The following is an 11,907-nucleotide window of genomic DNA, read 5'->3' on the forward strand; positions in this document are numbered from 1 at the left end:
GTCCCTGTCCAAGTCTTGCTCAGGTGTCGGTCCGATAACGGACGCGAGAGCCCTTCTTATACACCCTTGACACCCCTAAAGGTCTAGGCCAAGCTCCCGGTACTGGTCTAAACCATTTAAGGCCAGGTCCCAGCCCCACGGGCGATCCCTGCGCAGCGACTTGGTTTCCGAGACGGATTTCCGAGCCGCGATCCGACGCAACTCCCGGGCGGTGTGGGGATTCTCTTGCATCCCTGAGGAGGGTGGCGTGAAGCGCAAGCTCATCGCGGCAATTGGTGCGACGGCCATGATGGCTTCGGTCGCGGCGTGTGGTTCCGGAGACTCCAACGCTTCCAAGGACCCCAAGGAGCGCAACGAGACGCTCACCGTCTGGCTGATGGTCGACGCTCAGAGCACCTGGCCGGAGCTCGTCAAGGACGTCAACGCCCAGTTCACGGCGAAGTACCCGAAGGCAAAGGTCAACGTCCAGTACCAGCAGTGGGGCGACAAGGCCAAGAAGCTGGACGCCGCGCTCGCCGGTGACAAGTTCCCGGACGTGGTCGAGCTCGGCAACACCGAGACGATGACGTACATCCTCAACGGCGCTCTCGGCGAGATCGACCCGAAGAAGTACGAGAACTCGGACACCTGGATCAAGGGCCTCAAGGACACCTGTTCCTTCGAGGGCAAGCAGTACTGCGTCCCGTACTACGCGGGTGCGCGCGTCGCGCTCTACAACAAGGACATGTTCAAGGCCGGCACCGGCTCGGACAAGCTCCCCGAGACCGAGGCGGAGCTGACCAAGGCCCTGGACAAGGTCGGCAAGAAGTACGGCAAGGACAAGGCGTTCTCGCCGCTCTACCTGCCGGGCCGCTACTGGTACGCCGCCATGTCGTACGTCGCCGCGTACGGCGGCCAGATAGCCAAGTACGACGAGAGCGCGAAGGAGTGGAAGTCCACGCTCTCCACCCCCGAGGCGCAGAAGGGCATCAAGCACTTCACGGACCTGGTCGAGAAGTACAACAACGGCGACAAGACCAAGGACGAGCAGGACCACGCCAACGTCATGGCCAACGAGAAGACCGCTCTTCTCTACGGCAACGGCTGGGAAGCCGGCAGCGTGATCGACCCCAAGGCCCAGGGCAACGCCAAGCTGAAGGACAAGATCGTCGTCGCCGGTATGCCGGGCCCGGACGGCAAGGCACTGCCGTCCTTCATCGGCGGCTCCGACCTCGCCACCATCTCCAAGTCCAAGGTCCAGGACCTCGGCGAGGAGTGGATCTCGATGTTCACGAGCGCGAAGTCGCAGGAGGTCCTCGCCGCCAAGAACATCCTGCCCAACAACACCAAGCAGCTTGAGCCGCTGAAGGCTAAGCCGGAGACCGCTCCGATCGCCAACGCCGTCCCCGACGCCTGGTTCACGCCGATCGCTCCGAACTGGACCGCCATCGAGAAGAAGGAAATTCTCGAGGTCATGCTGCTCGACATCATCAAGGGCAAGTCGGTCGAGGAGGCCACCAAGAAGGCCGACGCGGAGATCGACAAGCTGATCAACGAAGAGTCCTGAGCCAGCGACCCAGGGTCTCAGAGTTCCTTGATCGCTGACGGGGGTGGCGGTTCCTGTTCCTCCGGGATCCGCCGCCCCCGTACTCCGGTACCCGGTCCGAACGGAAGGCCAGCACATTGAGTGCCGCCGACATGCTGCAATCTCCCGGGGCGCCACCCCCGGACCCCCGGCCGGACAAGCGGGCAGCAGACCCCCCGGCAACCGTGAAGCAGGCCCCGGGACGCAGGCCGCGGAAGGCCGGCGCCCTGCTGCCGTACCTCCTCATAGCCCCCGCGTTCGTCGCGATCGCCGCCGTCTTCCTCTGGCCGCTCGCCAAGACGGTGATCATGTCCTTCCAGGACGTGGGCCGCCGCGAGCTGTGGACCGGGGAAGCCGCCCCGTGGGTGGGATTCGACCAGTTCACCGAAATCCTCGGCGACGGCGAGTTCTGGGCCGTCGTCGTACGCACGATCGTCTTCATGGCCGCCTGCGTGGTCTCCACCATGGTGATCGGCCTCGGTCTCGCCATGGTCATGCAGCGCATGTCCACCTGGGCGCGGCTGATGCTGACGGCGGCGCTCATCGCGGCCTGGTCGATGCCGCTGCTCGTGGCGACCTCGATCTTCCGCTGGTTCGCCGACTCCGACTACGGCGTACTGAACATGGTCCTGAGCAAGTACCTCGGCCTGGACTTCCAGGGCCACAACTGGTTCCTCGACTCCACCCAGGGCTTCACCATCATCGGCGCCGTCGTGGTCTGGGGCGCCGTCCCCTTCGTCACCATCACGTTGTACGCCGCGCTCACCCAGGTCCCGCAGGAGCTCGAAGAGGCCGCGTCCCTCGACGGCGCCGGCACCGGCGGCGTATTCCGCTACGTCACCTGGCCGGTCATCAAGCCGGTCTTCCAGATGGTCGCGACCCTGTCGGTGATCTGGGACTTCAACGTCTTCGGCCAGGTCTTCCTGATCCGCGGCAACAAGCCGGAACCGGAGTACGCGCTCCTCGGCCTCTACTCCTTCGAGAAGGCCTTCGAGTCCAACTCCTTCAGCCAGGGCGCGGCGATCTCCCTCATCACGGTCCTGCTGCTGTCCGGAGTCGCCGTGTACTACCTGCGCCAGCTGCTCAAGATCGGAGAGGTCGAGTGAGCGTCTCCACCACCCAGGTGACGGCCAAGGTGACGCCCCAGGTGACGCCCCAAGTCCTGCGACCCGACCGCAAGAAGCACCGGACGGTCTTCAACGTCGTGGGGCTGCTGGCCTTCGTCGCCATGGCCTTCCCGGTGTACTGGCTGGTCATCAGCGCACTGCGGCCCAACGCCGAGATCCGCAGTTACGACCAGACCCTGTGGCCCTCGTCGATCACCTTCGACAACTTCCAACGGGCCGTCAACATGCCGAACTTCGGCACGGCGATCCAGTCCAGCCTCATCATCTGCGTCACCGCCGTCGTCGGCGCCATGGTGCTCTCCACCATCGCCGCCTTCGCGATCGGCCGCTTTCACTTCTTCGGCCGCAGGGCCTTCATGATGGTGCTGCTGGTCGTACAGCTGCTCCCGCCGACCGCGATGCTCATCCCCATCTACATCCAGCTCAACGACCTGGGCGGGCTGAACGAGTACTGGGGCGTGACGATCATCTACCTCGTCTCCACGCTGCCGTTCGCGACCTGGATGATCCGCGGCTTCGTCATCAACATCCCCAAGGAGCTGGAGGAGTCCGCGATGGTGGACGGCTGCAGCAGGATGGGCGCCTTCTGGCGCGTCATCTTCCCGCTGCTCGCCCCCGGCCTCGCCGCCGCCTCGATCTTCTCGCTGATCAACGCCTGGAACGAGTACCTCCTCGCTTACGTCGTCCTCCAGGACAACGACAAATACACCCTCAACGTGTGGCTGATGAACTTCACCACCTCCCGCGGTGTGGACTACGGCGCCCTGATGGCCGCCTCGACGCTCATCGCCATCCCGGTCGTCGTCTTCTTCATGATCGTCCAGAAGAAGATGGCCTCGGGTCTCACCTCCGGCGCAGTGAAGGGTTAACGCCTCCCATGACGACCTTCGCACCTGGCACTGACACGCTGACGCGCGACGCGCTCGCCGTCCTCCAGCCCGGCTTCCAGGGCACAGCCGCCCCCGACTGGCTGCTGCGCCGCGTGGGCGAGGGCCTGACCTCGGTCGGTCTCTTCGGCCGCAACATCGCCTCCCCCGCGCAATTGGCGGCGCTCACGGCCCAGTTGCGCGCCGAGCGGGACGACGTGCTCGTCGCGATCGACGAGGAGGGCGGTGACGTCACCCGCCTGGAGGTCCAGCACGGCTCCTCGTTCCCCGGCAACCTCGCGCTCGGCGCCGTCGACGACACCGGCCTCACCCGGGACGTCGCCCGCGAACTCGGCCGCAGACTGGCCGAATGCGGCGTCAACCTCAACTGGGCGCCGTCCGCCGACGTCAACTCCAATCCGGGCAATCCGGTCATCGGCGTACGCTCCTTCGGCGCCGACCCGCAGCTCGTGGCCCGGCACACCGCGGCGTACGTCGAAGGACTCCAGGCCTCCGGTGTCGCCGCCTGCACCAAGCACTTCCCGGGCCACGGCGACACCGCCGTCGATTCGCACCACGCACTGCCCGCCATCGACGTGGACTTGGACACACTGCACGCCCGTGAGCTGGTGCCTTTCCGGGCGGCGATCGCGGCGGGCTCCAAATCTGTCATGAGCGCGCATATCCTGCTGCCTGCGCTCGATCTGGCCCGTCCGGCCACTCTGAGCCCGCGGATCCTCACCGGTCTGCTGCGCGAGGAGCTCGGCTACGACGGGCTGATCATCACGGACGGCATGGAGATGCAGGCGATCTCCGGGACGTACGGAATCGAGCTCGGCAGCGTCATGGCGATCGCCGCCGGCGCCGACGCGATCTGTGTCGGCGGCGGCCTGGCGGACGACGAGACCGTGCTGCGGCTGCGCGACGCGCTCGTCGCGGCCGTGCGGGACGGCGTACTGCCGGAGGAGCGACTGGCCGACGCGGCCGCGCGTGTGCGCGCGCTCGCGAGCTGGACGCGGGAGACCAGGGGGGCCCGGGGGGCGCCGGGGCCGGGCGCGGCTTCACAGGAGGGGACCGCGCCCGGCGCCGGCACGGGCCTTCGCGCCGACGTCGGCCTGGTGGCCGCGCGGCGGGCGCTGCGGATCACGCGGAACGCCGCGTTCGAGCCCGTCACTTGTGCCCCGTACGTCGCGGCCTTCAGGCCGGTCCCGAACATCGCCGTCGGCGACGAGACGCCGTGGGGAGTGGCCGCCGAGCTGGCGCGCCTGCTGCCGGGCACCGCGACGGACACGTACACCAGCGGCGGCTTCACGCCGGAGCAGGTGGTCCGGGCCGCCGGGGAGCGCCGGATCGTCGCGGTCGTACGCGATGCCCACCGCCACCCGTGGATGGCGGTCGCGCTGGAGGCGCTCACCGCCGCCAGGCCCGACACGGTCGTGGTGGAGATGGGCGTGCCGCAGGCGCAGCCGCGCGGCGGCCTCTACATCGCGACGCACGGCGCCGCGCGGGTGTGCGGTCTGGCCGCCGCCGAGGTCGTCGCGGGCGTCTGAACCTACGGAGATACGGAAAGTGCCGGGGTCCACTGGGGGGACCCCGGCACTTTCGTCTGCCGTCGCCTTCTACAGACCCTGCCAGGCCGGCTTGGCCGCGTACGTGGCGCGGAAGTAGTCGGCGAGCTTCAGCTTGGACGCCGCCGCCTCGTCGATGACCACCGTCGCGTGCGGGTGCAGCTGGAGCGCGGAGGCCGGAACCAGCGCGGCGACCGGCCCCTCGACGGTCTGCGCCACGGCCTCCGCCTTGCCCTCACCGGTGGCCAGCAGCACCAGGTGGCGGGCCTCCAGGATGGTGCCGATGCCCTGGGTGATGACGTGGTGGGGCACCTGGTCGATGTCGTTGTCGAAGAAACGCGCGTTGTCGACACGGGTCTGTTCGGTCAGCGTCTTGATCCGGGTGCGGGAAGCGAGCGAGGAGCACGGCTCGTTGAAGCCTATGTGCCCGTCGGTGCCGATGCCGAGCAGCTGGAGGTCCACACCGCCGGCCTCGCCCAGCGCGCGGTCGTACGCCGCGCACGCGCCCTCGATGTCCTCGGCGGACCCGTCGGGGCCCATGAAGGACGCCTCGGTCAGACCGAGCGGCTCGACCACCTCGCGCAGCACGACGGAGCGGTACGACTCGGGGTGCCCCGGGGGCAGGCCGACGTACTCGTCGAGCTGGCAGATCCGGGCCCGCGACGCGTCGACGGCGCCCGCGCGCACCTTGGCCGTCAGGGCCTCGTAGATGGGCAGCGGGGAAGAGCCGGTAGCCACGCCGAGCAGCGCGTCGGGCTTGTGGCTCAGCAGTCGGCCGATGGCCGCCGCGATGAGCTCGCCGCCCGTCTTGGCGTCCGGAACGATGACAACTTCCACGCTGAGCCTGCCGATCTGAGAGGGGGACCGTATTGTGGTATAGACCAATCTAGCAGAGGCTGGGCCGTGTGCCCGGTGGTCTTCGTCAAGCGGATGCCCGTATTTCCATGGTCGGCCGAGCCCCGCCGATCGTCACCTTTTGCTTACCGGCCCCTCCTCCCCTCTCCTCACTCTCAGGCCAGTGAGCCGCCCGTCGTGTCCAGCCACTGGCCCGTGATCCAGCGGGCGTCGTCGGAGGCCAGGAACGCCACGACGTCCGCGATGTCGGAGGGCTCCCCGACCCGGCCCGGCGTCGACGCCCCGGCCCACGCCTCGATGTCGCAGCAGGCGCGCGACGGCGCGACGAGGGAGGAGCTGGAGGCGGTCGCCGGGCATGCCATGCGTGCCTGGTCGGCCGTGGCGGCAACCGAGCGTTAATCTGACTGGGTACGGCCATAGACACAAGGTAATGGTCTAGTCCACAATGAACAGGTAAAGACTCCTCCCTCCCCGCACAGGAGGGTGGAACGAGGCACCGGCGCTCTCTGCCCTGACTGCGTCGTGGCCTCTGACGGCCGCGCGGGACCGCACACCCGCGCACGGCCGGAGCAGCTCCGGGCTGCGGTGCCAGGAGGGCTGAGGGTCCCTCCCAGGCGCCGCGGCCATGGGGTTGTCACAGAGCGCGGGTACGCTCGCACATGTGCCCTCCATGAACGACCTCGTCCGCCAGCACACCGCTCTGAGTGAAACCGACCTCGAGTGGCTTCACCTGCTGGTCTCGGAGTGGCAGCTGCTCTCCGATCTCTCCTTCGCCGACCTCGTCCTGTGGGTCCCCACGCTCGACGGGACGCGCTATGTCTCCGTCGCGCAGATGCGGCCGAACACCGGCCCCACCTCCTACCAGGACGACATGGTCGGCCACCTCGTCCCGCGCGGCCGCCGCCCCCTCCTCGACGCCGCCCTCGACGAGGGCCGGATCGTGCGCGAGGGCGACCCGGAATGGCGGGAGGAGGTCCCGGTCCGGGTCGAGTCGATTCCCGTACGCCGCGAAGGCCGCGTCCTGGGGGTGATCGCCCGCAATACGAACCTGCTGACCGTACGCACGCCCAGCCGCCTGGAGCTGACGTACCTCCAGAGCGCCTCGGACCTGGCCCAGATGATCGCCGCCGGGTCCTTCCCCTTCCCCGCCCAGCAGGTCGACATGGATGCCTCGCCGCGCGCCGGCGACGGGCTGATCCGGCTCGACGCGGACGGCATCGTCCAGTACGCGTCGCCGAACGCCCTCTCCGCGTACCACCGGCTCGGCCTCGCCTCCGACCTCGTCGGCCACCACCTCGGCCAGGCCACCGCTGAACTCGCCCCGTCCCGCGGCCCGGTGGACGAAGCCCTGGTCAAACTGGCCAGCGGCTACGCCCCGCGCGAGACCGAGGTGGAGGGAAACAGCGGGGTCATCCAGCTGCGCGCGATCCCGCTGAAGCCGAAGGGCACCCGGATCGGCTCGCTCGTACTGTGCCGGGACGTCACGGAACTGCGCCGCCGCGAGCGGGAGTTGATCACCAAGGACGCGACCATCCGGGAAATCCACCACCGGGTGAAGAACAACCTCCAGACGGTGGCGGCGCTGTTGCGCCTCCAGGCCCGCCGGATGGATTCGGAGCAGGGCCGCGAGGCGCTCAACGAGGCGGTGCGCCGGGTCGGGTCGATCGCGATCGTCCACGAGACGCTCTCGCAGAACCTCGACGAGCGTGTGGAGTTCGACGAGATCGCCGACCGCGTGATCGCGATGGTCGCCGAGATTTCGCCGGGCAAGGTCAACTGCCGCCGTACGGGCCGCTTCGGCATACTCGACGCCGAGGTCGCGACGCCGCTGGCGATGGTCCTCACCGAAGTGATGCAGAACGCACTGGAGCACGCTTTCGCGCCGGGGGATCACGGCTCGGTCGAGGTGGCCGCCGTGCGCGGCGGCGACCGCAAGGACGCCCGGCTGCTGATCACCGTCCAGGACGACGGCCGCGGACTGCCCGAGGGATTCGACCCGAAGCGCACCGGCAATCTGGGACTGCAGATCGTACGGACGCTGGTGGAAGGCGAGTTGGGCGGGACCTTCGACATGGTCCCCGGTCCCGAGGGCGGCACCCGGGTCGTTCTCGACGTTCCCGTACGCGCCGACAAGTAACGCCGAGTAACGACAACTAACGCCGCACCGGGCCGGGAAAAGCGGCGAGCCCCGGACCGAGGGTACGGTCCGGGGCTCAAAGCTCACGTTGCTATGCGCATCGGGGGTACTGCGCGCTGCGGCTCGGGGGCGGGTGGTGCGTACACGCTGTACGCGCCGCCAAGCTCAGGCTCGTGCGGGGTGGTGGTTCAGGCGGTCGCGTTTCGCGCCCGGTTGCGGGCGGCGCGGCGCTTCATCGCGCGGCGCTCGTCCTCGCTGAGGCCACCCCAGACGCCGGAGTCCTGGCCGGACTCGAGCGCCCACTGCAGGCACTGCTCCATGACGGGGCAGCGGCGGCAGACGGCCTTGGCTTCCTCGATCTGCAGCAGCGCAGGACCGGTGTTGCCGATGGGGAAGAACAGCTCCGGGTCTTCCTCACGACAAACGGCGTTGTGACGCCAGTCCATGGCTGCTACCTCTCCTTGGTATTACAAGCACGTTGCTTGTGAATGTGAACGCTTTCACGAATCCCCCCGCAAGTGAAGGGCCGACTGCCAGTCGCCTGGTGTGGGTCCTGTGTATGAGGAGGGGTTCTGGCTTTCAGCGGAGGCTGGTGTTGCGGGCCGTCCCGATCGCCATGTAGAGATTCGCAAACCTCGGCACCGGATACAACCCCTTCCGGAAAGTTTTTTTTGATTCCTCGGTGTCGGGTAGGTCACAGCCGTACTTCTATGGGGTGTAACCCAGCCCGTACGTTCGAGTTAAAGGACTTTTGCGCGTTCCGCTCACACAATCACACGCAGTGCACGGCGAACGCCTGTGAACGTCACGCTCGTACGCAGTCCTAGGTGGTCACCGTCCATCTGGAAGGGGAGCGGGGCCTTCGAATGCAAGGTGAAGTCGGTCAGGTCGTGCAATGTCACCGCATGTTTACCGCGCGGCCCGCGCTCGGGCGTCGAGGTCAGCAACTGGGTCGCGTAACGGGCTACGGCGGGGGTGGACAACTTACTCAGCCCCAGCACGTCCAGGGCCTTGTCGAAAGAGGCCTCGGGGGACGCGTACATCGGACGATTGCCCAGGTAGGTCCAGGGGGACGTGTTGCAGACTATGGACAGCACAAGATCTTCGACCGGGTCGTGACCGGGGCGCTCCAAGGTGATCAATCCCTGGCGGCGGTGCGGTTCGGTCAGGAATTGGCGTACCACCTGGCGCACGTAAAGGGCGTGCGTCGAACGCTTTCCGCGCTCCCGGTGCTGTTCGACTCTTCCGATCACTCCGGCGTCGAAGCCGAATCCCGCGCAGAACGTGAACCAGCGGGCCGGAACTGATTCGTCCTCCGTGCCCGGGGTACCCGCCGCCAGGCCGAGACCGACGGTGCGCTCACTGCGGGTGCGCAGCGCGTCCAGGATGGCGCCGGTCGCCTCGACCGCGTCGTTCGGGATGCCCAGCGCGCGCGCGAAGACGTTCGTGGAGCCGCCCGGCACGACGGCGAGGCGCGGAAGCCTGTCCGGATCCGGGCCCTCGTGCAGGAGACCGTTGACGACCTCGTTCACGGTCCCGTCGCCGCCGAGCGCCACGACGAGCTCTATGTCGTCGCTCTCCGCGGCCCGCCGGCCCAGGTCGCGGGCGTGACCGCGGTACTCGGTGATCACGACCTCCAGCTTCATCTCGCTGGCGAGCGCATGAATCAGGACATCGCGGGTGCGTGCGCTGGTGGTGGTAGCTGCCGGATTGACCACGAGGAGTGCACGCATGAGCGCCAGACTACCCAGTAGGGAGTACGCGGCCCAGACCTGGTCCGCGGAGGCAGGCCGTTACGCTGCAGGGGTGAGCAATGAGCAGACTCCCGAATCCGCCGCCGGCCCCCGCCCCAGCCGGCTGACCACCGCCGCCGGGCTCGCCGCGCTGGAGGGCCTGGCCCTGGTCGCAGGTGGCGCGTACATGCTCGTCATGGGGCTGCTCGGCAGCCCCGACAAGCCCGAGCAGGCGGAGATGGGCGGCGTGACCCTGATCGCCCTGGCGCTGCTGCCGCTGCTGGCCGCGCGCGGGCTGCTCAAGCGCCGCGCGTGGAGCCGCGGGCCCGCGATCATCACGCAGATCATGGCGCTGCCGGTGGCCTGGACCCTCCTGAACTCCGAGGGCTCGCTGCTGATCCCGGCCGGCATCGCGCTCGCGGCGGTGGCGGTGACGGCGCTGGTCCTGCTGGTCAACCCCGAGACGAACCGGGCGCTGGGCATCCGCGGTCCCCGCGACGCGTAACGCCGCAGGGACAGTACGGAGCGTAGGGGCTACTCCTCGACCAGAAGCTTTTCGCGGAGCTGAGCCAGCGTGCGCGCCAGCAGCCGCGAGACGTGCATCTGGGAGATGCCGACCTCCTGCGCGATCTGCGACTGCGTCATGTTCCCGAAGAAGCGCAGCAGCAGGATCCGCTTCTCGCGCGGCGGAAGGTCTTCCAGGAGCGGCTTCAGCGACTCCCGGTACTCCACGCCCTCCAGCGCCTCGTCCTCGGAGCCGAGCGTGTCCGCGACCGCCGGCGACTCGTCGTCGGTGTCCGGCACGTCCAGCGACAGCGTGCTGTACGCGTTGGCGGACTCCAGGCCCTCCAGGACCTCTTCCTCCGAGATGGCCAGGCGCTCCGCCAGCTCGTGCACGGTCGGGGACCGGCCGTGCTGCTGGGAAAGCTCGGCGGTGGCCGTCGTCAGCGACAGCCGCAGCTCCTGGAGGCGCCGGGGCACCCGGACCGCCCACCCTTTGTCGCGGAAGTGCCGCTTGATCTCACCGACGACCGTCGGGGTGGCGTACGTCGAGAACTCGACGCCGCGCTCCGGGTCGAACCGGTCCACCGACTTGATGAGACCGATCGTGGCGACCTGGGTGAGGTCGTCGAGCGGCTCGCCACGGTTGCGGAAGCGGCGCGCCAGGTGCTCGACCAGCGGCAGGTGCATGCGCACCAGCCGGTTGCGCAGCTCCGCCTTCTCGGCCGATCCGTCCGGCAGCTTGCGCAGCTCGATGAACATCGAGCGCGCATGACTGCGGTCGCGCGGATCGTGGCGTCCGTGCTCCGCGTGCTCCATGGAGTGCTGCCCGTGCTCGCTCATATGGCCCGCCCGCTCTGCCTGCTCCGCCGCCGCCTCCGCCGTGCCTACCAGGCCCCCCACCTCCGCCGGCCCGTCGACAGGTTCATCGACCGGGTGGGGTCGGGCCTGCTGCTCCGGGATGCCCGAGGGGGCGGGCGTCGCCGGCTCGGCCGGGACCGCGCGCCCTCCCGAGGGCGTCTGTGGGCTGAGCTCCTCGTTACGCACCGGCCCGTCCCCGTTCCTCACGCCGGCCCGGGTCCCGCGCCGCGCTGTTTGTACAGGCTGATGGTGACCGTACGGTCCTCGGCGACCGTGGAGTCGACCTTGCCCGCGAGTGCCGAGAGCACCGTCCAGGCGAAGGTGTCGCGCTCCGGTGCGCGTCCGTCGGTGGTGGGGGCCGAGACCGTGACGTCGAGTGCATCTTCGACGAGCCGGAAGACACAGCTGAGGACGGAACCGGGCACGGCCTGCTGGAGCAGGATCGCGCAGGCCTCGTCGACTGCGATGCGCAGATCCTCGATCTCGTCGAGGGTGAAGTCCAAGCGCGCCGCGAGTCCGGCCGTGGCCGTACGCAGCACGGACAGGTAGGCACCTGCAGCGGGCAGCCGGACTTCCACGAAGTCCTGGGTCCCGGGCTCGCCTGCGATCTGGGACACCCTCACCTCCAAGGTGGCACAAGCTCTTTCGGGGGACCGGGAGGGAGCATCCCCCCGGAGCCACGCGGTACGTCGTTC

At 68.5% G+C, this 11,907-nt stretch carries 12 protein-coding genes; 6 read left to right on the plus strand and 6 right to left on the minus strand.

Annotated features, from left to right (window positions below; genetic code table 11):
- Nucleotides 1–247 precede the first annotated feature (247 nt).
- From J7E96_RS12635 to J7E96_RS12650, 4 genes are all read left to right on the plus strand, one after another.
- Nucleotides 248–1,546 (plus strand): sugar ABC transporter substrate-binding protein, encoded by a 1,299-nt coding sequence (locus J7E96_RS12635; RefSeq protein ID WP_215130566.1) that lies wholly within the window; start codon nucleotides 248–250, stop codon nucleotides 1,544–1,546.
- 116 nt (nucleotides 1,547–1,662) lie between these two features.
- Complete coding sequence (locus J7E96_RS12640; RefSeq protein WP_215130568.1) at nucleotides 1,663–2,670, plus strand: carbohydrate ABC transporter permease; 1,008 nt, start codon at nucleotides 1,663–1,665, stop codon at nucleotides 2,668–2,670.
- A gap of 41 nt (nucleotides 2,671–2,711) precedes the next feature.
- Nucleotides 2,712–3,560 (plus strand): carbohydrate ABC transporter permease, encoded by an 849-nt coding sequence (locus tag J7E96_RS12645; RefSeq protein WP_374196662.1) that lies wholly within the window; start codon nucleotides 2,712–2,714, stop codon nucleotides 3,558–3,560.
- Between the two features lie 8 nt (nucleotides 3,561–3,568).
- Nucleotides 3,569–5,107 carry a glycoside hydrolase family 3 protein gene (locus tag J7E96_RS12650; RefSeq protein WP_215130569.1) on the plus strand — a complete coding sequence of 513 codons (1,539 nt, stop codon included), beginning with the start codon at nucleotides 3,569–3,571 and terminating at the stop codon, nucleotides 5,105–5,107.
- A 69-nt stretch (nucleotides 5,108–5,176) separates the two neighbouring features.
- Here the strand turns inward: J7E96_RS12650 and nagB are convergent, their stop codons facing one another.
- On the minus strand, nucleotides 5,177–5,962 hold the full coding sequence (nagB, locus tag J7E96_RS12655) for a glucosamine-6-phosphate deaminase (protein WP_215130571.1): 786 nt from the start codon (nucleotides 5,960–5,962) through the stop codon (nucleotides 5,177–5,179).
- 173 nt (nucleotides 5,963–6,135) lie between these two features.
- Nucleotides 6,136–6,342, minus strand: a complete 207-nt coding sequence (locus J7E96_RS38145; RefSeq protein ID WP_285439444.1) for an SDR family oxidoreductase — start codon at nucleotides 6,340–6,342, stop codon at nucleotides 6,136–6,138.
- 308 nt (nucleotides 6,343–6,650) lie between these two features.
- Here J7E96_RS38145 and J7E96_RS12665 point away from each other — a divergent pair, with 308 nt between their 5' ends.
- Nucleotides 6,651–8,117 (plus strand): sensor histidine kinase, encoded by a 1,467-nt coding sequence (locus J7E96_RS12665; protein ID WP_215130645.1) that lies wholly within the window; start codon nucleotides 6,651–6,653, stop codon nucleotides 8,115–8,117.
- Nucleotides 8,118–8,305: 188 nt separating this feature from the next.
- On the opposite strand, the gene J7E96_RS12670 is transcribed toward J7E96_RS12665, so the two are convergent.
- Complete coding sequence (locus J7E96_RS12670; protein ID WP_004937597.1) at nucleotides 8,306–8,563, minus strand: WhiB family transcriptional regulator; 258 nt, start codon at nucleotides 8,561–8,563, stop codon at nucleotides 8,306–8,308.
- 318 nt (nucleotides 8,564–8,881) lie between these two features.
- Nucleotides 8,882–9,850, minus strand: a complete 969-nt coding sequence (locus J7E96_RS12675) for a diacylglycerol kinase family protein (protein ID WP_215130573.1) — start codon at nucleotides 9,848–9,850, stop codon at nucleotides 8,882–8,884.
- A gap of 73 nt (nucleotides 9,851–9,923) precedes the next feature.
- Here J7E96_RS12675 and J7E96_RS12680 point away from each other — a divergent pair, with 73 nt between their 5' ends.
- On the plus strand, nucleotides 9,924–10,355 hold the full coding sequence (locus J7E96_RS12680) for a hypothetical protein (protein ID WP_215130575.1): 432 nt from the start codon (nucleotides 9,924–9,926) through the stop codon (nucleotides 10,353–10,355).
- A gap of 29 nt (nucleotides 10,356–10,384) precedes the next feature.
- Here J7E96_RS12680 and J7E96_RS12685 read toward each other — a convergent pair whose 3' ends face one another.
- Together J7E96_RS12685 and J7E96_RS12690 are read right to left on the minus strand one after the other, a co-directional pair.
- Nucleotides 10,385–11,527, minus strand: a complete 1,143-nt coding sequence (locus J7E96_RS12685) for an RNA polymerase sigma factor SigF (RefSeq protein ID WP_251069821.1) — start codon at nucleotides 11,525–11,527, stop codon at nucleotides 10,385–10,387.
- Nucleotides 11,416–11,829: an anti-sigma regulatory factor gene (locus tag J7E96_RS12690; protein WP_214977859.1), complete on the minus strand. Its 414-nt coding sequence runs from the start codon at nucleotides 11,827–11,829 to the stop codon at nucleotides 11,416–11,418. Before J7E96_RS12690 ends, J7E96_RS12685 begins: the two co-directional genes overlap by 112 nt.
- Nucleotides 11,830–11,907 lie beyond the last annotated feature (78 nt).

Source organism: Streptomyces sp. ISL-96 (assembly GCF_018614035.1).
In the GTDB taxonomy this organism is placed as follows: Bacteria; Actinomycetota; Actinomycetes; order Streptomycetales; family Streptomycetaceae; genus Streptomyces.